We start from the raw sequence: 24,655 nt of genomic DNA, 5'->3' as shown, positions 1-24,655 counted from the left end.
AAAACCATGGATCACACGAGAGGCGTCAGGGTGTGTTGCCGCCGACTTTCTTGGCGACATTGACGTTGATCGAAGCGTCCTTGGCGATCTTGGAGTTAGGCCCGGGGTCTTGTCCAGTGATCTTGTTGAAGTCCTGTGGTTCTTCCACGTTGACCTCGTTGACCTTGAGCTGACCGGTCCAGCCCAGCTCCCTGAGCCGATCCCGGGCCTGCTGCTCGGTCAGGTCGATCAGGGTGGGCATGGTGATCTGCTCGGCCGGGCCCCTGGAGACCTTCAACGTGATCGTCGCACCCGGCCGGGCCCTCTTCGGCGTCTGGTCGGTCACGATGTCCTTGGGCTGATCGGAGTCCACATCGGTCCGGTTGACCTTGAAGCCGTCGGATTCCAGGTTGGTCTTGGCCGAGTTGAAGTCCTGGCCGATCACGTTGGTGACGTCCTGCTGGGCCGGGGTCTTGCCGATCACGAGCACGATCGAGCTGCCCTTGGCCACGTCCACGCCGATCCCCGGCTTGGTGGCGATGACCTTGCCCACCAGCTTGGGGTCGGTGGCGTCGTCGGTGGCCTCCTCAGGGGAGACGGTGAAACCCTGACCCTGCAGCGTGGTCGCGGCGTCCTCTTTGGACTTACCCTTGACGTCCGGGATCTTGACGGTGGACGCGCTGCGGCCGACGTACATCGTCACAGAGGTGCCCTTGGCGGCCTTGCCACTGGGCGGGTCCTGCCGGACGACCATGTTGACCTGTTCGGCCGTGCAGGGCGGAGCCTGTCCCGGGCCGGGCGGCTCGCACTTGAGGCCTTCGACCTTCACGTCGAATCCGGCGTTCTGCAGCGCCGTGCGGGCGGCGACCTCCTGCTGGCCGGACACGTTCGGCAGGTCCACGAACTCCGCGCCGCTGTTCTCGTTGCCGAGCAGCTTGGTCACCAGCCAGATACCCAGCACGATCACCGCGACCACGAGCAATGTGATCAGCGCGGTGAGCCAGGCCTTGCGGCGCTTACGCTTGCGCTCTTCCTCACCGTCGTCGTAATCGTCGTAGTCGTCGACCATCGCGTCGGGACGGTGCCTGCCGCGAGGCGCGTCGTTGACACGGGTCTGCTGGCCCATGCCCATCATCGCCGTGCGGTCGTCGTCGGTCATCACCATCGGCGCGGCCGGTCGCTGGCCGGACAGCACGCGGACGATGTCCATCCGCATCTCCGCGGCCGACTGGTAGCGGTTTGCCGCTCCCTTGGCCATCGCCTTCAGCACGATCGCGTCGAGTTGCGGGCTGACTCGCCCGTTGAGCTGTGACGGCTTGCGCGGGTCCTCCCGCACGTGCTGGTAGGCCACAGCGACCGGGGAATCGCCGGTGAACGGCGGCTCGCCGGTAAGTAGCTCAAACAGCACGCAGCCCGTGGCGTAGACGTCACTGCGGGCGTCAACGGCCTCACCACGCGCCTGCTCAGGCGACAGGTACTGGGCGGTCCCTATTACCGCCGCGGTCTGCGTGACGGCCGCCTGACCGTCGTGCACCGCGCGGGCGATACCGAAGTCCATCACCTTGACCGCGCCGGTCTTGGTGATCATCACGTTGGCCGGTTTGACGTCCCGGTGCACGATGCCGTGCCGGTGGGAGAAGTCCAGTGCCGCGCAGACGTCCGCCATGATCTCCATGGCGCGCTGGCCGGGCAGCGGACCCTCGCCCTTGACGATGTCGCGCAGCGTCCGGCCGTCGACGTACTCCATCACGATGTAGGGCAACGGGCCGTACTCGGTGCGGGTCTCGCCGGTGTCGTACACCGCGACGATGGCGGGGTGGTTGAGCGCGGCGGCGTTCTGAGCCTCCCGCCGGAAGCGTTCCTGGAACTGCGGGTCTCTTGCCAGGTCGGCACGCAGCACCTTCACCGCGACGTCACGACCGAGCCGGACGTCACGGCCCTTGTGAACCTCGGACATGCCGCCATAGCCGAGCGTCTCGCCCAGCTCATAGCGATTGGAGAGCAGTCGCGGTGTCGTCATCGCTGCGTAGTCCCGCTCCTAGTCAACGTCTCGTTCCCATCATGCCCGCTCTTGCTTGATCGCCAGGGCGTTTCAGCCAGGTGCCTGCCCGTTCGGGCTGCATTCCACGGTCACTCTCGACCCTCGCTCCACTTGTCCGTTCGGCCGCACGCCCGTCACCAAGCACGATCGCAGGTCTTGCGACACCTGGGTCAACGGTAGCGACCGCACGTCCGGTCGCAGACCAGACTCCCGCAACTGCTCGGCCACGACTTCGGCGGGGTAGCCCAGCAGCTCGCTGGGCTTTACCAGTACCTGTCCCGGGCGGCCCTGGCCACTCGGCTCGCCGTACGACGGGCCGTCGGTAGGAAACCGCACCCCGGAGTCGCCCTCGATGGAGTTGCCCACCGGATTGGGGGTACCCGGAGCCGGTGTCCTGGCACCGGTCAGCTTGGGAATCGCCCAGATCCCGAGCACGACGAGCGCCGCGAGCAGCAACGCCAGCAACGTCCACAACCAGGCCCGGCTGCTGCGCCGCGGCGGCTTGGGCGGCGCTGGAAACGGGCCTGTTCCGGCGACCATCGGCGGTGGCACGGCACCGATCGGAGGATGACTGCCTGTGTGCGCGGCGGCCATCATCACGCCCGACGGCGTCGGGAGCGGGCGGCCTGCACGAACTGCGGCGACGGCCGCTGCGAACTCCGCACCGTTGCTGTAGCGCTGGCGCGGATCTTTCACGAGTGTCGCCTCGATGACGGCCCGCGCACCCGGCGGGACGTCCGGCGGCAACGGCGGCGGAATGTCACGAATGTGCATCATTGCCACCGTCACGGCGTTTTCCGACAGGAACGGGCGGTGCCCCATCAGGCACTCGTAGCCGACCACCGCGAGCGAGTACACGTCGCTCGCGGGTTCGGCGTCGTGCCCCAACGCCTGTTCCGGCGCGATGTAGTGCGCCGTTCCCATCACCATGCCCGATCTCGTCACCGGTGCCGCGTCCGCGGCCTTGGCGATGCCGAAGTCGGTCAGTTTCACCACGCCGGCCGGGGTGATCATGATGTTGCCCGGCTTGACGTCCCGGTGCACGTAGCCGCCCGAGTGCGCGGCCTGCAACGCCAGCCCGGCCTGTTCGAGGATGTCGAGCGTGCGCTCGGCGTTGATCCGGCCCTCCCTGGCCAGGATCGCGGCCAGCGGATCGCCCTCGACCAGTTCCATCACCAGGTACGCGGTGTCCTGCGGACCGTCGGCAAACGACGAGGTCTCGCCGTAGTCGTGGACCGAGGCGATGCCGGGGTGGTTGAGCGAGGACATGGTCCGGGCCTCGGTCCGGAACCGGTGCAGGAACTCCGCGTCGCCGCACAGCTCGGACTTGAGCACCTTCACGGCGACGGCACGGTCCAGCCGCGTGTCGGCGGCTTCCCATACCTCGCCCATGCCGCCAACGGCGATGCGCCGCACCAACCGATACCGGTCGGCGAGCAGCAGCCCCGACGTCAGCATGCTCACCTACCTCCGATTCCCGGCAGCGCGTTGATGGTGGCCCGGCCGACCGAAGCCGCCACGGAACCACCGGTCGCCGCAAGCCCGCGGTTGCCGCCACTCTCAACAAGGACGGCTACGGCGATCTGAGGGTTGTCTGCCGGAGCGAAAGCGACGTACCAAGCATGCGGCGGCGTTTTCTTCGGGTCGTTGCCGTGCTCGGCCGTACCCGTCTTCGACGCGATGACAAGGCCGTTGACCTTGCCGTTGCCCTTGGTGTTGTCCTCGGACTTCTTCATCATGTCGCGCAGCGTGTTGGCGTTGCTGGTCGACATCGCGCGGCCGAGGTCGTCGGCGGCGAAGTCCGACATCACCGACAGGTCCGGGGCGAGCACCTTCTGCACCAGCTGCGGGCGCATCAGCACACCGTTGTTGGCGATCGTGGCGGCGATCATCGCGTCCTGCATCGGCGTGAGCTGAACGTCGCGCTGGCCGATGCCGGTCTGATAAAGCGAGGCCTTGTCGGGCATCGGGCCCAGCCCGGAGGTCACCACGCCCATCGGGATCTGCAGGTCGGTCTGGCCGATGCCGAACTTCTGGGCCTGCTCCTGCAGCTTCTGCTTGCCCAGCTGGTCGGCCAGGGTGGCGAACGCGGTGTTGCACGACAGCGCGAGCGCGGTCTCCAGTGACGCGGTCTGCTGGTCGGCCGGCCCGCAGTGGCCGCCGTTGAAGTTCTCCAGGTCGGTGCGCGTGCCCGGCAGCTGGACGTTGTTCGCGGCGGTCAGCTGCGTGTCCTTGGTCTGGCCGTCCTCCAGCGCGGCGGCCGCGACGACCAGCTTGAAGGTCGATCCGGGCGGGTAGACCTCCTGGATCGCCCGGTTGATCATCGGCTTGCGCGGGTCGTCCTTCTTGGTCAGCGACAGCCAGGCCGCTTCCTGCTCGTCGGAGTCGTGCGTGGAGAGCTGGTTCGGGTCGTAGGTCGGCGTGGAGACCATCGCGAGGATCTCGCCGGTCTGAGGCCGCAGCGCCACCACGGCACCGGTGTAGTTCGACGCGGTCATCGCGTCGTACGCGGCCTGCTGGACCCGTGAGTCGATGGTGGTCTGGATGTTGCCGCCGCGCGGGTCCCGGCCGGTGATGATGTCCGACAGCCGGCGCACGAACAGCCGGTCGTCCGAGCCGTTGAGGATCTCGTCCTCGGAGCGCTCCAGGGCGCGGGCGCCGTAACGCACCGAGTAGTAGCCGGTGACCGTCGCGAACGCCGCGCCGAGCGGGTACTGGCGCAGGTACTTCAACCGGTCGTTGGTCGGCGTCACAGTCGCGAGCAACTGCTTGCCGTCATTGGAGATGATCTTGCCGCGTTCCCGGGAGTACTCGTCGAGCAGCACTCGCTGGTTACGCGAGTCGGCGCGGTAGTCGTCGGCGTTGACCATCTGGATGTAGGTGATGTTGCCCAGCAGCAACACCAGCATCGCCAGCATGGCGATGCCGACCCGGCGCAGTGGTGTGTTCATGACGGCCGCTCCACCATCACCGTGCTGGCCTCCGCGATAGGTGCCTGCTGAACCGGCCGCGGGCGCGAGCCGGTCTGTGGCCGCCGTGCGGCGTCCGAGATCCGCAGCAACAACGCGATCAAGATGTAGTTCGCCAGCAAGGAGGAACCGCCGTACGACAGGAACGGCGCGGTGATACCGGTCATCGGGATCAGCGCGGTCACCCCGCCGACCACGACGAACAGCTGCATGATGATCGCGAACGACAGGCCGCCGCCGAGCAGCTTGCCGAAGCTGTCGCGCACCGCGACCGCGCTACGCAGGCCTCGCATGGCCAGCAGCATGTACACCAGCAACAGCGCGGCCAGGCCGATGAAGCCGAGCTCCTCGCCGATCGCCGCGGTGATGAAGTCGGTGTTGGCCTCCGGCACGATGTCCGGCCGGCCGGCGCCCAGGCCGGTGCCAGCCATCCCGCCGGTGCCGAGGCCGAACAGGCCCTGCGCGATCTGGTAGCTGCCGCCGAGCCGTTCGTAGACCTCGTTGTTCATCGGGGTCAGCCAGTTCGCCACACGCTGCTGCACGTGCGTGAACAGCGAATACGCGATCAGACAGCCGCCGATGAACAACGTCAGGCCGATGACCACCCAGGCCAGGCGTTCGGTGGCCACATAGAGCATCGCCAGCACGATGCCGAAGATCAGCAGCGAGGTGCCGAGGTCCTTCTCGAAGACCAGGACACCGATCGCGACCGCCCAGGCGAACAGGATCGGCCCGAGGTCACGCGCCCGCGGCAGTTCCAGCCCGAGCACCCGGCGGCCGGCGACCATGAACAGGTCGCGCTTGGAGACCAGGAAGGAGGCGAAGAACACCATCAGCAGGATCTTTGCGAACTCACCCGGCTGGATGGAGAACGGACCGAGCGCCACCCACACCTTGGCGCCGTTGCGCTCGGAGATGCTGCCCGGCAGCAATGCCGGCAGCGCCAGGGCGAACAGGCCGACCAGACCCGTGGTGTAGCCGTACTTGGTCAGCGCCCGGTGGTTCTTGACCAGGATCAGCACAGCCAGGAACAGCACCAGGGCGATCGTGGTCCACAGCACCTGTTTGGGCGCGGCCGCGGAGTAGTTCTTCGCGGTGGCCAGCGCCTTCTCGGCCTTGGCCAGGTCGATCCGGTAGATCATCACCAGGCCGAACCCGTGCAGCAGCGCCACACACGGCAGGATCAGCGGATCGGCGTACGGCGCCCACTTGCGCACCGCCAGGTGCGCGATGGTGAACAACGCCAGAAAAGCCAGGCCGTACCAGAGGATCTGGATGGTCAGCTCTTGCTTCTGGTTGATCGAGACAAGGGTCAGCGCGCCTGTGACGAGTGCCGCGGCGAACGCGAGCATCATCAGTTCGGTTCCGCGCCTGGTCGGGGCGGCCGGGGGCGCCACAGCGGCGTTGCCCTGCCCGGTCGCCGTCGCCGGGCCCGTCCCGACGGGGACCGGTTGCGCCATCAGCCGCCGCCACCCTCTTCGTGCTCGGGCCGGCAGTCCACGCCTGGCCGAGGCGTCGCCTTCGGCGCGACGGTGGTGGTCGCCCCATCCGGGCTGACCCCCTCCGCGCCAGACGGGCTCGGCGGGACTGCTGGCGTGGATGAAGCCGGCTGGTTCTGCTGGGTTACTTCGGGACACGGATCGAGGACGTTCTCGGTTCGCAACCGGTTGATGAACTCTCGTGCCTCACGAAGGCTGCCGTAGGTGTTGCCACCGCCGATCACAGTCGCCCGGCCGGTCTCGTCGAGCTGGTCGACGAAGCGTTTGTTGCACTTCTCCAGCGCCGGATCGCACGATCCCTGCAACTCACGCTGCAACGGGATGCCCAGTACCGTGCCCGGCACGCCCTGGAAGATCGCGATCTCGCCCTTGTACTGCCCGGTGCCCTCGCCGACGTAGTAGTTGCGCAGCACGAAGTACCGGATCGTGAACGCGCCACCGGCCAGCAGTGCGAGCACCACCACCGAGATGGCGATCACGCGCAACCGTTTGCGGCGCTTGGCCTTCGGGTCCTCCGGTTCGGGCTGGTCGATCTTGCGCGGCTCCGGCCGGGGCTGCGCGGTCATCGCCGCGGCCCGTGACGCCGACGAATCCGGGGGCGGCGGGTCCTCCCGGCCGTCCCCGGCGGCGCCGCCCACAATCGGGTCGTCGTCGCCGTAGTCCACGTCCACCACGTCGGCGATGATCACCGTGATGTTGTCCGGGCCGCCGCCGCGCAAGGCCAATTCGATCATCCGGTCCGCGCACTCCTGCGGATCCTTGATCTCGATGGCCTCCGACAGCGTCTCGAAGCTCACCACCGACGACAGCCCGTCCGAGCACAGCAGGTAGCGGTCGCCCGCGCGGGCCTCCCGCACAGTCAGGCTCGGCTCCACCTCGTGCCCGGTCAACGCGCGCAGCAGCAACGACCGCTGCGGATGGCTGGACGCCTCCTCAGCGGTGATCCGGCCCTCGTCGATCAGCGACTGGACGAACGTGTCGTCATGCGTGATCTGGGCGAACTGGCCACCGCGGCGCATGTACGCGCGTGAGTCCCCGACGTGTACGAGGCCGATCCTCGTGCCGGCGAACAGCATCGCCGTCAAGGTCGTGCCCATGCCGTCCAGCTCGGGATCGGTCAGTACCAAATCCGAGATGGCGTTGTTGCCGCTCAGCGTCGCCTCACGCAACGGGCCGAGCAGATCCTCCCCAGGAGTGTCGTCATCCAGCGGCGCCAGCGCGCCCACGACCACCTTGCTCGCCACCTCGCCGGCGGCGTGTCCTCCAAGCCCGTCCGCAAGCGCGAGCAGGCGCGGTCCTGCGTACACGGAGTCCTGGTTGTTCGAACGCACCAGGCCCCGGTCGCTGCGGGCCGCGTAACGGAGGACAAGGGTCATGAGCGCAGCTCGATCACCGTCTTGCCGATGCGGACAGGAACCCCCAGCGGCACCCGCAGCGGCGCCGTCACCTTCGCGCGGTCCAGATAGGTGCCGTTGGTGGACCCCAGGTCCTCCACGTACCAGTCGGTCCCGCGCAGCGAGATCCGCGCATGCCTCGTCGAGGCGTAGTCGTCATCCAGCACGAGGGTGGAATCGTCGGCGCGACCGATCATGATCGGCCGTCCGTCCAGTGAAATCCTGGTCCCCGCCAGCGCACCATGCGTCACCACCAGCTGACGCGGGGCCTTGCCCCCACGGCCCTTGCGTGACTTGTCACGCCGGAACCCGGGGATCCCGACCTTGAGGCCGGACGCCGCGTACAGATCCGAACGCACGATTCGCAGCGCGGCCAGCACGAACAACCAGAGCAGGGCGAGAAACCCTGCTCTGGTCAGCTGCATCACCAGCTCTGGCACCTGTTGTGACCGCTCCCTAAAAATCGCAGCCGACACTGCTCGAATACAGAGACTGTATTCAAGCCATGCGAACGACCGAACGTCAGCCCTGGGTGCGGAACACTAGCGACGAGTGACCGATACGGATTACGTCGCCGTCCGCGAGCTGCCAGGTCTGCACCGGCGTGCCGTTCACAGTGGTGCCGTTCGTCGAACCAAGATCCGCAAGGGTGGCACTCTGGCCATCCCAGGTGATCTCGAGGTGACGACGGGAGACACCCGTGTCAGGCAGGCGGAAGTCCGCGTCCTGGCCGCGGCCGACCACGTTTCCACCCTGCTTGAGGGAGTACGTGCGGTTCGAGCCGTCGTCCAGCTGCAGGCTCGCAGCCAGCTGGCGGGGGCCGGTCTGCACGGCAGGAGGCGCATAACCCTGCTGGCCGTAAGGGTCAGCCTGCTGCTGGCCGTACGGATCCGGCTGGCCGTAGCCACCTTGCTGCGGGTAGCCGCCACCCTGCTGGGGGTAACCACCGGGCTGCTGGCCGTAACCCTGGTCATAGCCACCCTGCTGAGGCTGGCCGTAGCCACCCTGCTGCTGGCCATAGCCCTGGTCGTAGCCGCCCTGCTGGGGCTGGCCGTAACCCTGGTCATAGCCACCCTGCTGAGGCTGGCCGTAGCCACCCTGCTGCTGACCATAGCCCTGGTCGTAACCGCCCGGTTGCTGACCGTAACCCTGGTCGTAGCCTTGCTGGCCATAGCCCTGCTGCTGGCCGTAACCCTGGTCGTAACCGCCCGGCTGCTGCGGGGGCTGCTGGCCGTAGTTCTGATCGTTGCCGTACTGCTGGCCCTGGCCGTATCCGTACTGGCCTTGCTGGCCGTACGGGTCACCCTCAGGCGGTTGGCCGTAGCCGGGAGGCTGGCTCATGGATCGGTCTCCTGCGTTGCGAGGTGATGCCGGCCGTCGGCTTACGTCAGGGTCGACGGACGAGCGGGTTCGGAACTGTCCGGTGTGCAGCGCGTCGGAGCGCTCCAAGGAGACTACGACGTCACCGTAGGTGTCCCACCCGTGCTCGGTGAGATTCTCGGCGATAACGTCGGTGAGCAGCGTGATGATGCGTTCCTCGTCGCCCGCCAGCCGGTCGTGGTCCGCCGGCCCCAACTGCACGACGTAGTGGTTGGGTGCCAGCAGTCTGCCACCTGCCAACTCACGGACGTTGTCCTCACCCTCCCGCTGCAGCGCCTGCGCCACCTCCTGTGGAACGACGTTGCCACCGAAAACACGCGCGAAGGTGTTACCCACGATGCCTTCGAGACGGCGCTCGAAGCGCTGTACGAGGCCCACGGTTCATCCCTTCTCACGTTGTTCCTCCCCCGATCGTATCCGGGTGCGGCCCCGAGGACACCGGGATGTTCCAACCCCGTGCAAGACGCCCTCAAACACCGTGCTACGCTTCCGCGGTCACTTCAGGGCGAGTGGCGGAATGGCAGACGCGCACGGTTCAGGTCCGTGTGTCCGAAAGGACGTGAGGGTTCAACTCCCTCCTCGCCCACGTAACAGGTTTTTCCTGGTCGCGCTTTCGCGCTCCCCACGGTTCCGTGGGGATTATGTTGGGGGGCCGAGCCCCCCAACCCCCCACGGTGCGGGCTCCTTACTTTCCAGCGCTGGGCACGCTTTCCGCTTACCAGCACCAGTTTGCCGAGCTCGGCCTTGTGCCCGCGTCGTCGATGGTGGCCCTTCTTTTTCTGTTTCTTCTCCGCTGTTGCCGATGGGGCGTGTCCTGTCCTGGCCTTCTTGGCAATGCGGTTGCTTCCTTCCTCCTCTTGATAGACGCGCCGGTTTGCCAGGGGTTGCGGTTTGGGGTGGGAGTCGGGCCCTTTTGGGCAGTTGAATTACAGGGGTGTAGTTCATCGGGTTGTGACTTGGGGCACTTTTTACTGGGGGTAGTAGTGGGGTTGTGCCGTCTGGCGGGTTCTCACCCGGACGGCGGCATTGCCCGGCTGAAGTTGCCCGGCGGCTTGTCGACCGGTCACCGACCGCTCAGCGCCGCCCGTCGCTGGAGCCTGCAAGTGCGGGCCGTGGGCCTGGCGTAGCTGGTACCAAATTCCATGTACCAGTTCGGCCCGTGACCCACCCAGGGAACCAACCCAGGGGCACGGTCGAGGTGAAGGAGGCGGGGCTTCGTGACCGGCATTCCAGGACGCATGGCAGTGACCGCAGATGTCACATCGCTGCCAACGCCGTCGGCCGTTGAGCTTCCTGCCCCCGACGACGAGCTCGCCTCGGCGGCCGTCGCACAGCTTGGCTGGCCGGGCGTCGCCCTGCCGCCCATGACGCTGCTGGGCCGCCGGATCTCCCTGGTCGCGGAACTACTGCCCGACGCGCACGCCGAGCGCATCTGCCTCGGCCAGGCGCCTGTCACCGACCGCGCCACGGTCTCCACATGGGTGTGGCCCGAGTTCGCTGGCCAGGTGCCCGCCGCTGCGGTGCGGATCGTCGGTGTGTTGGCCGTTGTGCGGCACTGGCGTACAGGTCTGGCAGCGCTGGCGCCGTTCGCGCGCTACGGCGACACCGCGATGGTCGTACCGTCGTCGGTCGTGCTGACTCACGACTACCTGGCGAACTGCTTGCCGCGGGCGCGTAACTACGGCATCGCCGTGGTGAGCGCGGACCCCGACAACGGTGTGGACCTCGACCTGCCGGGCCGTGACGAGAAGGTCACCGCAGGCATCGACGCGGTGTCCCGCTGGGTCAACGAGGTCGCCTACGAGCGAGTTCTGTCCGCCTGAGCAAACCGCTCTACGCTTGGCCGTATGCGAGTAGTCATAGCCGGTGGACACGGCAAAATCGCCCTGCACCTCGAGCGCTTCCTGGCTACTCGCGGGGATGAACCGGTCGGCCTGATCCGCAATCCCGCGCAGGTGGACGACCTGCGGGAGACTGGCGCCGAACCGGTTGTGATCGATCTGGAGAAGGCCTCCGCCGAAGAGGTCGCCAAGGCCCTCACGGGCGCGGACGCCGCGGTTTTCGCGGCGGGCGCCGGACCTGGCAGCGGCGTTGAGCGAAAAGACACAGTCGACCGCGCGGCCTCCGCGTTGTTCGCGCAAGCCGCCGAGATGGCCGGTGTACGGCGCTTCATCCAGGTCAGCTCGATGGGGCTGGACCGTGCCGGCGACCAGTCGGTCGACGAGGTGTTCCGCGTCTACCTCAAGGCCAAAGCCGCCGCTGAGCAGGACCTGGTCGGCCGGGAGCTGGACTGGACGATCCTGCGGCCCGGCAGACTCCTCGACGATCCCGGAACGGGCCTGGTCAGCCTGGGTCTGTCGGTGCCGCCCGGACAGGTGTCCCGGCAAGACGTCGCCGCCGTGCTGGTCGGTCTGCTCGACGAGGACGACACCATCGGGCTAACCCTGGAGCTGACCAGGGGCCCGACACCGATCGAGATCGCGATCGCTCAGCTCGACCCGAGCACGCGGTCCAAGTAGCCGTTGCGGAACAACCCAGTCGGGTCCACCTCGGCCCGCACCTGCCGGAAGTCCTCGAACCGCGGATAGCGCTCCTGCAGCACGGACGCGTCGAGCGTGTGCATCTTGCCCCAGTGCGGTCGGCCGCCGACCTGGGCGACGATCGACTCGAACACGTCGAAGTACTCCTGGTACGGCATGCCCGGGTACTGGTGGATGGCGAAGTACGCGGAATCCCGCTGATAGGCGGTCGACATCCAGATGTCGTCGGCCGAGGCGACCCGGATCTCCACGGGCAGCATCACCGGATGGGCCAGTTTCGGGACCGCTGCGCGCAGCTCGTTGAGCACGTCGACCAGGGATTCCCGCGGCACGGCGTACTCGGACTCGACGAACCTGACATTCCTCGCGGTCACGAACACGCGGTGCGAGAGGTCGCTGTAGTTGCGTGGCGACAGCGCGGTCGACGAGAGGCGGTTGAGCGGCTGGACGAGCCGGGGGATCGCCCGGCCGGTCCGGCAGACGACGCCGAACACGGCGTTTTCCATCACCGTGTACTCGAAAAACCGCCTGGCGCGGCTGAGCGGTCGAACAGCTGCGTCGAGCGGTAGGCGGTCATTGCGTTTGACCAAAGCCTTGCGCCCATACGGGAACCAGTAGAACTCCATATGGTCGTGGCCGGTGATCAGGTCGTCGAGTTGCTCGATGACCTCCTCCAGCGGCACCGGCCGCTCGTCGGCGACCAGCGAAAACGACCGCTCGCAGCGCAACGTCACAGTGCTGATCACACCGAGCGCACCGAGGCCGACGCGTGCGGCGTTGAACAGCTCCGGACGCTCGTCGGCCGAGCAGGTGACAACAGAACCGTCGGCGAGCACCAGTTCCAGCGAGGTGATCTGGGTGGCGATGCCGCCGAGCTTCGCGCCCGTGCCATGCGTCCCGGTCGAGATCGCGCCCGAGATGGTCTGTGCGTCGATGTCACCGAGGTTGGTCATGGCCAGCCCGAGCCGGTCAAGCCCGGCGTTGAGCTGCTTGATCGTGGTCCCCGATCGGACCGTGACCAGGCCAGTGGCGATGTCAGCCGATTCGATCCCGGTCCATCCGGACAGGTCGATGGCGGTCGCGCCATGAGCGGAGGCGATCGCGGTGAACGAATGTCCGCTGCCGAGAGCCTTGACGGTCCTGCCGTCGGCCGCGGCCTTGACGATCGTGTCCGAGATCTGTGCGACGTTCGTCGGCCGGGACACTGTCGCCGGGACTGCGGTCTCGTTTCGTGCCCAGTTCGTCCACCGGACCTGACCGTCGGCGGTGGTCTTCAGAGCAGTCTGTGCGGGCATTGATTGGGCCTCCGCGGCAGGGCTGTTCGCCACACCGTAAGTGAATCCTATTCACATTTCAAGCGAAATCGACGTAGTGTGGAGGGGTGACCCAGCAGGCGAACTTGGACACTGCCACCAAGGGCCTCGATCCGCCCTTTGCCGTCGTGGATCTGGATGCCTTCGACGCGAACGCGGCCGACCTGGTCCGCCGCGCCGGTGGCCGGCCGATCCGTGTCGCGAGCAAATCCGTCCGCTGCCTGCACCTGATCGAGCGAGTGCTGGGCATGCCGGGCTTCCAGGGCGTGATGGCCTACTCGCTGCGCGAGGCCCTCTGGCTGGCGGGCAAGTGGCGCGACACCCCGCTCGCGCAAACCGACATCCTGGTCGCCTATCCGACAACTGACCATGCCGCGCTCCGTGAACTGGCTGCCGACCCCGCTGCCGCGCAGGTCATCTCCATCATGGCCGACTCGGTCCAGCACCTCGACCTGATCGACGCGGCCCTGGGAATCGATCATCCTGCCATCCGCGTCTGCCTGGAGTTCGACGCGGCCTGGCGCCCCCTGCCCGGCATCTACGTGGGCACAAGACGATCCCCGGTCCGCACCCCCCGGCAAGCCGCCCGCCTCGCCGCAGAGACAACCCGCCGCCCAGGCTTCTCCCTGGTCGGCGTGATGTCCTACGAAGGCCAGATAGCGGGCCTCGGTGACGCCCCGCCCGGCAACCCCCTCAAGGGCGGCCTGATCGCATGGATGCAACGCCGCTCCGGCCCTGAGCTGATCAAGCGCCGCAGCTCCGCGATAGCCGCGATCCGCGCCATCACAGATCTGGAATTCGTCAACGGCGGCGGCACCGGCAGCCTCGAACTGACCTCAGCGGACCCATCGGTGACAGAACTGGCGGCAGGCTCAGGCCTGATCGGCCCCTGGCTGTTCGACAGTTACCGAGGCTTCACCCCACGCCCAGCGGCCCTTTTCGCCCTGCCCGTGGTCCGCCGCCCAGCCCCCAACATCGCCACCCTGTTCGCAGGCGGCTACGTAGCCTCCGGCACAGGCACCCCGAACCGCCTACCCCGGCCCTACCTCCCCGAAGGCCTCAAACTCCTGGGGACAGAAGGCGCAGGCGAAGTCCAAACCCCAGTAGTAGGAAAAGCCGCCGACAGCCTGAAACTCGGCGACCGAGTCTGGCTCCGCCACTCCAAAGCCGGCGAACTAGCCGAACGCTTCCAGGAATACCACCTGATCAGAGGCGACCGAACAGAACGCACAGTCCCCACCTACCGAGGCGAAGGCGTCAACTTCGGCTGACCGAAAAAGAACCAAAGCCCTCAGATCAAGGACCCAAGCGAGCCAGTCAGCGCCCCCGGCCGCAACAAATCCCAGGTCGGCGAGGCGAAGGGACGAGCCTCGTTCGAAGGCTAGTTGCCGACCTTGCTTGAGAGGTACTGCCTGAGCAGGTATTTGCCTTCGTCGATGATGGTCTGGTCGCCGCGGGGGTCGCGGCGGAAGGCGAGTTTGTGGATGCCGTCGGTGGCTTCGACGGCGATGGTGATGGGCAGCATGAGGTCTTCGACGGGCAGGCCGGCTTTTTCCGCCACGATGGCGGCCAGTTGTTCCGAGACTACTTCGTTGTTGTGTTTGCCTTCGCCGTCGTCCAGCAGTTCCAGGTCGACGACGTCGCCGAAGTGGAGCTTGGCGAAGCCGGGGACTGTCCTGTGCATGTCGACGTAGATGTCGATGGCCAGGTCGACGGCGTCCCACCAGTGGTTGACGTAGGTTGTCTCGAAGCGCTCGCCGACCAGGCGGAGGAAGCGTTCGAGGTTGCGGCGGGTGAGCTCTCGAACGACGGCGCGCTTGTCGGGGAAGAACTGGTAGAGCGACCCGACCGCGACGCCTGCTCGTTCGGCGATCAGCGTCGTGGTCACGCCGTCGTAGCCCACCTCCTCGATCAACGCGGCGCAGGACTCGAGCATCTGCTCGACGCGCTTGGCGCTGCGTTGCTGAACCGGCTTGCGCCGTAGTGGGGTCGGACTCGCCACGGGTTGTCTCCTCTGCTCAGCCCCTATCTTGCCGTGAATTCGCTGCTGGCGTGTGAGCGACATCGCATCTAGTATCCGAATGAATTTCACATTCTGCGGGAGGGTGCCGGATGTTCCCGGACGGGTTTGTGTGGGGCGTGTCCACGTCGGCGTACCAGATCGAGGGCGCGACGCGGGAAGGCGGCCGGGGCGTCTCGGTATGGGACACCTTCTGTGCGACGCCGGACAAGATCCGAAACGGTGACAACGCGGACATCGCGTGTGATCACTACAACCGTTTCCCCGAGGACATCGCGTTGATGTCTGAGCTCGGCGTGCACGCGTACCGGTTCTCCGTCGCGTGGCCCCGCATCCAGCCCAACGGCCAGGGCCCGGCGAACCCGGAAGGTCTCGACTTCTACGACCGGCTCGTCGACGCCCTGTGCGAAGCCGGGATCTCCCCGGTCACCACCCTCTACCACTGGGACACGCCTCAGGCGCTTGAGGACGCGGGCGGCTGGCTGGTCAAGGACACCGCGGAGCGGTTCGCGGAGTACGCCGCGATCGTCGGCGAGCGCCTGGCCGACCGCGTGAACATGTGGATTCCGTTGAACGAGCCGATGGTCGAGACACTTTTCGGTTACGCACTCGGCGAATACGCCCCTGGCAAGGCATTGCTGTTCGACGCGATGCCCGCGGCGCACTACCAGAACCTCGCGCACGGCTTCGCGGTGAGCGCGTTGCGTTCGGTCGGAGCGAAAGCCGTTGGCACAGCGAACAATCACAGTCCTGTCTGGCCGGCAACGCGATCAGAGCAGGATCTTCAGGCCGCGGCCGCCCTGTCCGCTGTGATCAACTGGATGTACTCCGATCCGATGGTCAAAGGCAGCTACCCGGACGAGGTAATTCCTTACCTGCCAGCAGGTTTCGCCGATGATCTGGCGAAAATCGCCGCACCGCTGGACTTCTACGGCGTCAACTACTACGAACCGCAAGGTGTCGCGGCGCCCGGTGAAGGCAACCCGATGCCGTTCGAGCTCCGGCCGGTCGACGGATATCCGTTGACCACCAACGATTCCCCAGTCGTGCCGGACGGTCTCCGGGAATTCCTGACCACGTTGAAGGCTCGCTACGGCGAGCAGTTGCCGCCGGTCTACATCACCGAAAGCGGCTGCAGCTTCGACGGGATCCAGGACCAGCAGCGCATCGACTACCACACCGAACACCTTGCGGCACTGGCGAAAGCCATGTCCGAAGGCGTCGACGTGCGGGGCTACTTCGTCTGGTCGCTGTTGGACAACTTCGAGTGGTCGAAGGGGTACCAGCCGCGGTTCGGCCTGGTGCACATCGACTACGAGACGTTGGCGCGCACTCCGAAGGACTCGTTCCACTGGTACCGCAAGCTGATCGGAGGCGTCGCGTGACCACCGCCTTATCCGAGCCCGTCGCCCGCGTCCGCGCGGGTTGGGTGAGCTTGCTCTTCGTCGCGAATCTGGGACTGTGGCTGGCGTTCTACGCACCCATCCAGATTCTGCTGCCGCAGCAGGCCGAACTGCTCGACAGCGCGAACAAGGAACTGGTCTTCGGGATCGTGACCGGGATCGGTGCCGTGGTCGCCGTGGTCGCCAACCCGCTGGCCGGTCTGTTGTCCGACCGGACCACCAGCCGGTTCGGCCGCAGGCATCCGTGGACGATCGGTGGCGCGTTCGTCGGCGCGGCCGGGCTCGCGGTGCTGGCGTCGGCGGGCAATGTCGTCGTGATGGTCATCGGCTGGTGCCTCGTGCAGGCCGGGCTGAACGCCATGCTCGCGACTCTGATCTCCGCGATTCCCGACCGCGTCCCGGTCGTGCAGCGCGCACAGACCGGTGGCTTCATCGGCATCAGCCAGATGCTGGGCACGGTCCTCGGCGCGGTGCTGGTGACCGAACTGGTCACCGGTCTCACAGGCGGTTACCTCGCGTCGGCGGCCGTGGTGCTGCTGGGCGCTGCGGCGTTCGTGTTCACCACGCCGGACGCAGTGTTGCCGAAGGAGCTGAAGCCGCGGACCAAGCTGCAGTTCTGGATCTCGCCCCGCGAGCATCCGGACTTCGCCTGGATGTGGGGCTGCCACTTCATGGTGAACCTCGGCAACGCCTTCGGCACGTTCTACCTGTTGTTCTTCCTCAAGGACGTGGTCAAACGCGAGGACCCGGAAGGATCGCTGCTGATCCTGATGGCGTTCTACGGCATCGCGCTCATCGCGGGCGCGCTGGTGACCGGCTGGCTCTCCGACAAATCCGGCCGCCGCAAGCCGTACGTACTGGTCGCGGTCGCATTGATGGCCGCAGCAGCCCTCGTCCTGGTGTTCTGGCAGACCTGGGCAGGAAGCCTGATCGCCGGCCCGCTGCTCGGAGCAGGCTTCGGCATGTACTGGGCAGTCGCAATCGCCCTGCTGACCCAGGTCCTACCAGCGGCGGCAGACCGCGCCAAGGACCTAGGTGTGGTGAACATCGCAAACTCCCTGCCACAGGTGTTCGCCCCAGTCCTGGCATCCGGAATCCTCGCAGCCATGGGCTACGCAGGCCTCTTCGCCGCATCAGCACTGGCAACCCTGCTCGCAGGAGCATTCCTGACCAGGGTGAAGACAGGCGCCTAGCAAGAAACGTGGAGCCGCGGACTGACGCCAGTCGGGGGAGGGGGAGTGCTTATGGCGTCAGCCCGCGGGGCTTGTGATTGATCAACCGCTAGTTCAAGAGCAACGAACCCAGCGCTGGTTCGGCAGGAGCTCGCACCGTGGGGGGCTTGGGGGGCTCGGCCCCCCAAAATAATCCGCCAGCCACACGGCGAAGGTGCAAAGCACCGAGCACACGTCGCCCATGGATGGCGGTCCGGCTCGCCTCGCTCGGGGGGACGGGCGAGCCGGACCACCGGTCTATCGGGCGCCGGCGACCACACGGCGCGGGGTGGTGGTGGCGCGGCGGACGTGACGTCCGCCTGCCGGGGCGAGTCCGCCCGCCACCAGGTGCTCATAGGCCGCGCGCCAGACCGAGCAGGGCGCTTTCTGCTGGCGCCAGCGGGACGAACAGGTGGGGCAGTTGCCGCGCTCATCCGGCTCGTGTGCCGAGAGCATGGCCCGCCAGCCTTCTGTCAGCCGCGGCAGCTCAGAACGTGCGACCGAGAGCAGAGACGGGGCGTCAGCGCGGGTCGCGAGCTCGGACAGCATGTCCAGCCGTTCCCACACCGCATTGCGCAAAACCTGGCCGAGTATCTCGTCCACGGGAGCGTCACCGTCACCTTTCCGCCTGCTCGGCGGCTTCTCGTAGGGCGTCCCGCAACTGGCCCAGCTGGCCACGTGACAGGACTGCGGTCTCGCCGGGGGGTCCGACAAGCACCACCTTGTTCTGGTCCACCAGCACGGTCAGGCATCGATCGCGGTTGATGACGTCGCCACAGGAGACGTGCCACACCTGACGGCCTTCGAACGACCCCTGCAGGTCCTTGAGACCAGGTGCGGCCGCCTTCTCACCCTGCGGGGCAGGGGAGGTGACGGTCGCCGGGCGAGTGACTGTCGAGCCGATCAGGTCCACGATCTGAAGTTTCCCTCCGTGCTCGAATGCTTACCAGAAACTAGATTGGTCCCTGGCAAACTCGAACGGGGTGGTGAGGCGCTGATCGGGCAGGCTTTCACGATAAGCGGTCGGCGGACTTCGGCCCGACCGATCAGCCTGACCGATCAGTACTTCTCGACCCTGCCGCAATGTGTTTACGCTGCGGTTGACGCCCAACGGACTGCAAGGGGGCGCGAATGAACTCCACCGGGTCACAAGGCGCTGTTGTGACAGCCGATGTCTGGGAGAAGCCGGACATGCGGGCAGCGCTGGCCGCGAGGGAGATCAGCACGGTCTACCGGCTGTTGCGCAAGCACGGCATCTCTCAACGGCAGATCGCGGCGCAGACCGGCCAGTCGCAGTCCGAGGTGTCGGAGATCCTCAAAGGTCGCCAGGTCATGGCCTACGACGTGCTGGCGAGGATCGCCGCCGGCCTGGGCGTCCCAAGGGGATACATGGGCCTCGCATATGACGAGGAGACACGGGTCCGTGTCGTCGCGACTGTCGACGACCAGACCCCCGAGGAGGCAGAGTCGGTGAAACGTCGGAAGTTCCTCGCACACGCCGCGGCCGTCACCATGGGCGCGAACGTGTTCGGCGCGGACTCCGGGCCGTGGGTCTCCAACCCGATCCAGACGCCGGCTCCCGGCCGGATCGGCATGACGGATGTGCGCCAGGTAGAGGCTGCCACCAGGGCATTGCGATCGTTGGACTACCAGTACGGCGGAGGTTCGTGCCGGGACGCTGTCATCGCACAGCTGTCCTGGGGTCAGCAGATGCTGGGGGCATCGGCGACGGACGTGGTCAAGCAGCGGCTGCACATAGCCCTGGCTGACCTGCACAACCTGGCAGGCTGGACGTCGTTCGACATCGGTCTGCTCGACTCCGCCCGCAACCACTTCGGCAAGGGTCTTGAGCTGGCCAAAGAGGGGCGCAGCGAGCCGCTGGTGGCCAACATCCTCTACCGGATGGGCCGGGTCTACTTGCACAACGGCGCGCCCAACGACGCGCTGAAGATCTTCTCGCTCGGCCAGATCGCCGCCCAGAACTCGGGCTCGGAGCTGGCGGTGGCCGTGCTCTGCGCGAACGAGGCCTGGGCCTACGCGATGATGGGCCAGCGTGAGCAGACGATGAAGCTGCTCGGCCGGACCCGCGACGAGTTCGCCCGTGCCGACCTGGACGGCGCCGAGACCTGGGTGAAGTTCTTCACCGAGACCGACGTGCACGCGATGATCGGCACGGTGCACACGGTGCTGGCCCAGGAGGTCGACACCAAACACACCAAGTACGCGATCCCCGCGCTGCAGCGCGCGATCGACTCGTACGGCGACGACATGGCTCGCAGCAAGACCTTCAACCTCAGTGCGCTTGCGACGAATCACCTGATCGAAGGCGATATCGATCATGGCTCGAAGGTCGGCCGCGCAGCGGTGGACCTGGCCGAGAACCTCACGTCCGGCCGGGCCAAGGACCGGATGCGGCCGTTGAAGCAAGAGGCCGACAAGCGCCGTAACAACAGCCAAGCCCGTGACCTCTCCGACGCCCTCAACAAGTACTTCGACACGGAAGCGTGAGGTCGCCGAGCCTCCCGGTCGGATGGGCACCCCGGAGGGACGGTTCAGCCGGGACAGCCTGGCGCGGGCGCTGACTGAGATCTGCGAGCTGACCAGCCTGGACCCGGCTGGTGCGACGCTGCTCAGGTTCACCAACAACGCCGTCTACCGGCTGGCAGGCGACCAGGCCGTGGTCCGGATCGTCGGATCCCGCGGCCTGCGCCACCGGGTGGAGAAGGTCGTCTGGATCGCAGGCTGGCTCACCGGGCACGGCATCCCGTCGGTCCGGCTGTTAGCCGGCTTCGAGCAACCCATCCGGGCGGGTGAGCATCTGGCCACCGTCTGGGACGTCGTCCCGACGGGTACCCGCGCGCCGCGTGGCCGGGACCTGGGTGAGCTGTTACGGCGGATACACAAGCTGCCGCCACCTCCGTTCGAGCTGCCTGCCTGGGATCCGCTGGACGACGTGCGCAGGCGGATCGACGACGCCGAGGCGATCGACGACGATGACCGCTCCTTCCTGCTCGGATGTTGTGAGCGGCTGGCGGAGAACCTGGCCGGTCTGCGGTTCGAACTGCCGACGTCGGTCATCCATGGAGACGCTCATCTGGGCAACCTGATCCCGTCACCGGACGGGCCCGTGCTGTGTGACTTTGATTCCACTTGTGTGGGGCCGCCGGAGTGGGATCTGACACCTGTCGCGGTCGGGGTCGGCCGGTTCGGTGAGCCGTCCCGGACCTACCGTGAGATCGTGCGGTCCTATGGCTGGGACGTCATGCGCTGGCCGGGTTTCCGGGTGTTGCGTGAGGTCAGAGAGCTGAAACTGATCACCAGTGTGCTGCCGAGCATCCGCAGCAATCCCCAGGTCCGGCCGGAGTTGATGCGGCGGCTGGATGACTTCCGGCGCGGAGATACCCACGCCCGGTGGGCTCGATACACCTGAATGGCGGTAACGCCGGAGCCTCGGTGAGCGAATCCTTTGTCGACAGATGGCGGACGTTGCCCCAACCGGGTTATCGGCTACTCTGTGTTCAGATTGTTGTCGTTTTTCTCTCACCAAGAGGTGATGGGTCACGGTGTTGGGGCTGCTGAGCAGGACAGTCGGTGATGGTCGGCGTGCCAAGCGTGCGCTGCGGTCCGCGCAGGTGCTGGACGAGGTAGTGGCCGGGCAACTGGCGCTGGTCTCCCGATTGCCCGAGGACAGCCGCCGCCGGGCCGCGGACTATCTCGCCGAGCTGGTGATGCTCGCGCAGAGCTACCGGCACTTCGCGGCCGGCTGGATCACCCGCAAGGAGCTGGAGCGACGCGGTGTGACGACCATGCAGCGGCTCGCGGAGCTGCGTCGGCCGCACGAACAGGCGCAGTTCACCGAACAGGACTGACCGCTCGACTCTTTGATCTGAAAAGTCGTTCTCCACCAGGAGTGACGGCCGCCACATAATCTTCCACTTGCGACAAGCGGCCTGTCCTCAGGCGACCGGCGCGCGGGTAAGGATGACGGCGAATCCAAAGGCCAGGCCCATGATCGTCAGCTCGATGGCGGCCCAGCCGACAAGTGCCGTGCGTTGGTGACGCAGGATCCCGGGCAGCAGCCGCCAGCGGATGTTGGCGCCGAGGACCGCGAGCAGTCCGACGCAGGTGATCTTCAACAGCACGAGGACGCCGTAACTCGTGCCGAACAGGTCCCGCCAGAGGGCACTGCCCGGGGTGAGCAGCAGCTCGGCGAACGCGTTGAACAATCCGGTGCCCGCCGAGACGACCAGGCAGATCGCGGCCAATTTGGAGAATCGCGGCAACGCGTGGGCGAGCAACGTGCGGTTCGTCGCCAGCAGGACGACCACCGCGCCGAGGCCGCCGGTCCACGTGACGGCAGCCATCACGTGCAGCTCCATCGACACCATGGTGATGTCGTGCCACGTCCAGTTTGTCGCATGTCCGGTGACCGGCAGGGGCAGCAGGGTGAACATCGCGGCCGCGGCCCGCAGTTCCGCCGGGACCGACTCGCCTTTCCGGACTGACCAGGCCGCGAGTCCCGCGCACAGCATCGCGAACAGGAACACCGCGACGAGCGCTTTCCCGGCGCCGACAGTCCGGATGTACTCCCACACCGCGCTCAGAGTGACTGATTCGGACAGTCGCAGTTCGGCAGTCTGCAGGACCAGCGCCACGAGCGCGGTGACGCCCCAGGTCAATGCACTTGCGACAGTCACACGCCGGGTGCCGGCCAGTACGGCCTCGGCGAGCTTGGGCCGGTCGAACCCGATCAGCAAGGGCAGCAGGCAAAGCCCGACCGTGACGACCGCGGCCATGTCCAGCAGGACACGCACGACCGGGATGCCGTACCGGACCATCGCATCCGGCTGGGGCAGCCCCGGCAACGCCCTGGTCGCCGTGATCGCGAGTCCAATGAGGACACCCGCGAGCGCGGCGGTCACCAGGATGGTCACCAGGGTCAGCCGACCGGATGCGACGGCCCGGGCAGGCATCAGGCCTCTTCTTCCTTGCCACCCATCCGTAGCGCGAACACGATGCCGACGCCGAGCACCAGGACCGCGCCGACGATCCACACCCACGTCGGGATGCCGCCTTCTTCGGACTGGCCTGGCGGGGCGGTACTGGCGTTGCTGAACTTGGCCAGTTCCTCAGTCGAGATGGGCGTGCCGTTGCCGGCTTTGCTCAGCGTGAAGGACAACGCGCCCTGTACGGGGTGACCGTCGGCAGACAGCACACGCCAGGTGATCGAGTACACGCCACTGGGTCCGAGCGGCCGTACGGGAGCGGTCACCTCGGAGCCGGATGCCTGTGGTGGCCCGGCTTCCCAGTGGTTGCCCTGCGGGTCCCGCACGGAGATCGTGTTGACGCCGTCGCCGCCCTGGACAGGCTGGTCGAAGGTCAGCGTGATGCTCTGTGGTCCGGCCTCGACAGTGGCTTTGTCCGCCGGGTTCGAGCCGATGAGGGAGTTATGCGCGAGCGCCGGTGTGGCCAACCCGACGAACGTCAGGCCGGCCAGTACGGCGACGGCAGCGAGCCGCCTCATGCCTTCTCGCCAGCGCGCGCCGTCACCCGCTTTGCCCGCAGCGTCGCACCGACACCGAGGCCAAGACCGAGCGCACCGACGAGCAGACCGGCACCGCCCAGCCACCGTGCGGTGTTGTCCATCGACGAGGCGGCAGCGGCGTCGTTGTGCGAGTCAGCTGCCGGCTTCACGTCGGCGGACGTACCCGCACTGCCGTGGTGGTCCTCACCCGCGGCTGCGGCGACCAGCTTGACGACCGGGGCCGGGTGCTCGGGCTCGCTGCCCGCGGCCGGCGGGGCGTCCCACTTGACCTCGCCCTTGGCGCCGTCATAGGTCTGGGTCGCCGGCAGGATCAGCTGGTCGGCGTCCGGCAGCGGCCCGGCCGAGATGTCGAACTCCTGGAACTCGCCCGGGTTGATCCGGGTGCCCGGCTGCGCGGTCCAGCTGATCGTGCCGATCGCTTCCTTGATCTCGGTGTTGTTGCGCTTGATCGGCGGGTTGAGCGGGACCTTGGTGACCTCGGTGGTCCAGCCCGGCAACGGCTTGGGCCGGGCGCTGGTCAGCGGGGTGTCCTTGGGGAAGTTGACGGTCAGTTTGATCGTGCCCTGGGTGGCGTCCTCGTTCGGCACCCGGAAGGTGATCTTCGAGTAGCCGCCCTTCTTGGCGGGCTCGCCTGTCACCGCGGTCACGTGTGCGCTCGCGATTCCGGGGCTGACGAGAGCGAACACACCCGCGGTGATCGCCAGTGCGGCACCGCGCGCAAGAAGTCGATTTGTAGACATGTAGATATTGCTCCTGAGTGTGCAGGGGTCGGGTGTCGGGGATGTGGTTTCAGGAGCAAGCGGGTGGACCGCGCCGGGCGTGCACGCGCCGGAGCAGAACCTGCCGGATGTGATCAGCCGGCAGATGGGATGTGGGCAGCGCATATATCGCTACGGGAACGACTGGGAACCGCGGCGGCCGGATCAGGTCCAGCAGCATCCGCATCGCCGAGGAGACCAGCCCGATGGCCGCGTCGGCCTTCGTGATCAGCAGCCCGGCGATGACGGTGGCCACGGCGTGCGTCAGGAACATGACGCTCGGACTGACCGGCGCGGCCGTGTGCCCAACGTGGGACGGCACCACGTAGTTGAGGATCAGGTGCATCGCACCCTGGGCCGTTCCCAGGGCTGTGAGCACAGCGAACGCGCCTCGAAGCCGGTTGGCGACCGATGTGCCCGCCCACGCGACAAGCATCGTCAGCAGGACAGCCAGAGCCGTGTCAGGCGCGCCACCACCGGCCATACCGTGCGCGGCGACAGCGAGAGCCGCGGAGCACACGGCAAGCGTCCAGCCACGCATCGCGCTGCGTGTCGTGGCGGGCCGCTTGTTCACACGTTGGAGCGTAGCCAACCGCGTCCGGA

General features: G+C 67.0%; 23 protein-coding genes and 1 tRNA gene. 9 read left to right on the top strand and 15 right to left on the bottom strand.

Translation table 11 applies throughout. The features are described 5' to 3' along the window. Positions 1-25 precede the first annotated feature (25 nt). The 7 genes from pknB to JOF56_RS10890 form a co-directional block, all read right to left on the bottom strand. The gene (gene pknB / locus JOF56_RS10920; protein WP_209636910.1) at positions 26-1,999 is read right to left on the bottom strand and encodes a Stk1 family PASTA domain-containing Ser/Thr kinase; all 1,974 of its coding nucleotides are present in this window, start codon (positions 1,997-1,999) and stop codon (positions 26-28) included. A gap of 72 nt (positions 2,000-2,071) precedes the next feature. Next, a complete protein-coding gene (locus JOF56_RS10915; protein ID WP_209636908.1) occupies positions 2,072-3,478 on the bottom strand; it encodes a serine/threonine-protein kinase in 1,407 nt (468 codons plus the stop codon). Positions 3,479-3,480: 2 nt separating this feature from the next. Then, positions 3,481-4,971 (bottom strand): peptidoglycan D,D-transpeptidase FtsI family protein, encoded by a 1,491-nt coding sequence (locus JOF56_RS10910; RefSeq protein WP_209636906.1) that lies wholly within the window; start codon positions 4,969-4,971, stop codon positions 3,481-3,483. Further along, positions 4,968-6,449 carry an FtsW/RodA/SpoVE family cell cycle protein gene (locus JOF56_RS10905; RefSeq protein ID WP_209636904.1) on the bottom strand — a complete coding sequence of 494 codons (1,482 nt, stop codon included), beginning with the start codon at positions 6,447-6,449 and terminating at the stop codon, positions 4,968-4,970. The genes JOF56_RS10910 and JOF56_RS10905 overlap by 4 nt, the downstream gene beginning before the upstream one ends. Beyond that, entirely contained in the window at positions 6,449-7,864 is a 1,416-nt protein-coding gene (locus JOF56_RS10900; protein WP_209636902.1) for a PP2C family protein-serine/threonine phosphatase, read from the bottom strand. The genes JOF56_RS10905 and JOF56_RS10900 overlap by 1 nt, the downstream gene beginning before the upstream one ends. Beyond that, positions 7,861-8,322: an FHA domain-containing protein FhaB/FipA gene (locus JOF56_RS10895; protein ID WP_209636900.1), complete on the bottom strand. Its 462-nt coding sequence runs from the start codon at positions 8,320-8,322 to the stop codon at positions 7,861-7,863. Before JOF56_RS10895 ends, JOF56_RS10900 begins: the two co-directional genes overlap by 4 nt. 82 nt (positions 8,323-8,404) lie before the next feature. Beyond that, the gene (locus JOF56_RS10890) at positions 8,405-9,640 is read right to left on the bottom strand and encodes an FHA domain-containing protein (RefSeq protein WP_209636898.1); all 1,236 of its coding nucleotides are present in this window, start codon (positions 9,638-9,640) and stop codon (positions 8,405-8,407) included. A 125-nt stretch (positions 9,641-9,765) separates the two neighbouring features. Between JOF56_RS10890 and JOF56_RS10885 the strand changes: the two genes are divergently transcribed. The 3 genes from JOF56_RS10885 to JOF56_RS10875 all read left to right on the top strand — a co-directional run bounded on the left by JOF56_RS10885 (position 9,766) and on the right by JOF56_RS10875 (position 11,781). Further along, a tRNA-Leu gene (locus JOF56_RS10885) sits at positions 9,766-9,848 on the top strand. Between the two features lie 631 nt (positions 9,849-10,479). Next, entirely contained in the window at positions 10,480-11,085 is a 606-nt protein-coding gene (locus tag JOF56_RS10880; protein ID WP_372447858.1) for a hypothetical protein, read from the top strand. A gap of 24 nt (positions 11,086-11,109) precedes the next feature. After that, positions 11,110-11,781 carry an NAD(P)H-binding protein gene (locus tag JOF56_RS10875; protein ID WP_209636896.1) on the top strand — a complete coding sequence of 224 codons (672 nt, stop codon included), beginning with the start codon at positions 11,110-11,112 and terminating at the stop codon, positions 11,779-11,781. Here JOF56_RS10875 and JOF56_RS10870 read toward each other — a convergent pair. Then, complete coding sequence (locus JOF56_RS10870; protein WP_209636894.1) at positions 11,751-13,097, bottom strand: D-arabinono-1,4-lactone oxidase; 1,347 nt, start codon at positions 13,095-13,097, stop codon at positions 11,751-11,753. The genes JOF56_RS10875 and JOF56_RS10870 overlap by 31 nt on opposite strands. Positions 13,098-13,183: 86 nt before the next feature. Between JOF56_RS10870 and JOF56_RS10865 the strand changes: the two genes are divergently transcribed. Next, on the top strand, positions 13,184-14,386 hold the full coding sequence (locus tag JOF56_RS10865) for an amino acid deaminase/aldolase (RefSeq protein WP_209636892.1): 1,203 nt from the start codon (positions 13,184-13,186) through the stop codon (positions 14,384-14,386). 110 nt (positions 14,387-14,496) lie between these two features. On the opposite strand, the gene JOF56_RS10860 is transcribed toward JOF56_RS10865, so the two are convergent. Beyond that, positions 14,497-15,117: a TetR/AcrR family transcriptional regulator gene (locus JOF56_RS10860; RefSeq protein ID WP_307855031.1), complete on the bottom strand. Its 621-nt coding sequence runs from the start codon at positions 15,115-15,117 to the stop codon at positions 14,497-14,499. A 110-nt stretch (positions 15,118-15,227) separates the two neighbouring features. On the opposite strand from JOF56_RS10860, the gene JOF56_RS10855 reads away from it, so the two are divergent. Both JOF56_RS10855 and JOF56_RS10850 read left to right on the top strand, forming a co-directional pair. Then, the gene (locus tag JOF56_RS10855) at positions 15,228-16,520 is read left to right on the top strand and encodes a GH1 family beta-glucosidase (protein WP_209636888.1); all 1,293 of its coding nucleotides are present in this window, start codon (positions 15,228-15,230) and stop codon (positions 16,518-16,520) included. Then, positions 16,517-17,731, top strand: a complete 1,215-nt coding sequence (locus JOF56_RS10850) for an MFS transporter (RefSeq protein WP_209636886.1) — start codon at positions 16,517-16,519, stop codon at positions 17,729-17,731. The genes JOF56_RS10855 and JOF56_RS10850 overlap by 4 nt, the downstream gene beginning before the upstream one ends. Before the next feature lie 276 nt (positions 17,732-18,007). On the opposite strand, the gene JOF56_RS10845 is transcribed toward JOF56_RS10850, so the two are convergent. After that, a complete protein-coding gene (locus JOF56_RS10845; RefSeq protein ID WP_209636884.1) occupies positions 18,008-18,352 on the bottom strand; it encodes a hypothetical protein in 345 nt (114 codons plus the stop codon). A 13-nt stretch (positions 18,353-18,365) separates the two neighbouring features. Continuing rightward, the gene (locus tag JOF56_RS10840; RefSeq protein WP_209636882.1) at positions 18,366-18,662 is read right to left on the bottom strand and encodes a hypothetical protein; all 297 of its coding nucleotides are present in this window, start codon (positions 18,660-18,662) and stop codon (positions 18,366-18,368) included. Positions 18,663-18,880: 218 nt separating this feature from the next. Between JOF56_RS10840 and JOF56_RS10835 the strand changes: the two genes are divergently transcribed. The 3 genes from JOF56_RS10835 to JOF56_RS10825 all read left to right on the top strand — a co-directional run bounded on the left by JOF56_RS10835 (position 18,881) and on the right by JOF56_RS10825 (position 21,618). After that, positions 18,881-20,257 (top strand): helix-turn-helix domain-containing protein, encoded by a 1,377-nt coding sequence (locus JOF56_RS10835; RefSeq protein ID WP_245378232.1) that lies wholly within the window; start codon positions 18,881-18,883, stop codon positions 20,255-20,257. 22 nt (positions 20,258-20,279) lie between these two features. Continuing rightward, entirely contained in the window at positions 20,280-21,179 is a 900-nt protein-coding gene (locus JOF56_RS10830; RefSeq protein WP_209636880.1) for a phosphotransferase family protein, read from the top strand. Positions 21,180-21,312: 133 nt separating this feature from the next. Next, positions 21,313-21,618, top strand: coding sequence for a hypothetical protein (locus JOF56_RS10825; protein ID WP_209636878.1), 306 nt, complete (start codon positions 21,313-21,315; stop codon positions 21,616-21,618). Between the two features lie 87 nt (positions 21,619-21,705). On the opposite strand, the gene JOF56_RS10820 is transcribed toward JOF56_RS10825, so the two are convergent. From JOF56_RS10820 to JOF56_RS10805, 4 genes are read right to left on the bottom strand one after another with little or no spacing between them, the layout of a single operon-like run. Continuing rightward, the gene (locus tag JOF56_RS10820; RefSeq protein WP_372448373.1) at positions 21,706-22,725 is read right to left on the bottom strand and encodes a CopD family protein; all 1,020 of its coding nucleotides are present in this window, start codon (positions 22,723-22,725) and stop codon (positions 21,706-21,708) included. Next, a complete protein-coding gene (locus tag JOF56_RS10815; protein WP_209636874.1) occupies positions 22,722-23,273 on the bottom strand; it encodes a copper resistance CopC family protein in 552 nt (183 codons plus the stop codon). Before JOF56_RS10815 ends, JOF56_RS10820 begins: the two co-directional genes overlap by 4 nt. After that, complete coding sequence (locus JOF56_RS10810) at positions 23,270-24,034, bottom strand: YcnI family copper-binding membrane protein (RefSeq protein ID WP_209636872.1); 765 nt, start codon at positions 24,032-24,034, stop codon at positions 23,270-23,272. The genes JOF56_RS10815 and JOF56_RS10810 overlap by 4 nt, the downstream gene beginning before the upstream one ends. Positions 24,035-24,083: 49 nt before the next feature. After that, entirely contained in the window at positions 24,084-24,626 is a 543-nt protein-coding gene (locus JOF56_RS10805) for a hypothetical protein (protein WP_209636870.1), read from the bottom strand. Between the last annotated feature and the right edge of the window lie 29 nt (positions 24,627-24,655).

The organism is Kibdelosporangium banguiense, assembly GCF_017876405.1.
GTDB classification, from domain to species: Bacteria; Actinomycetota; Actinomycetes; order Mycobacteriales; family Pseudonocardiaceae; genus Kibdelosporangium; species Kibdelosporangium banguiense.
The sequence above is the reverse complement of the archived record's forward strand: the minus strand, read 5'-3'. Positions and strand labels throughout refer to the sequence as shown.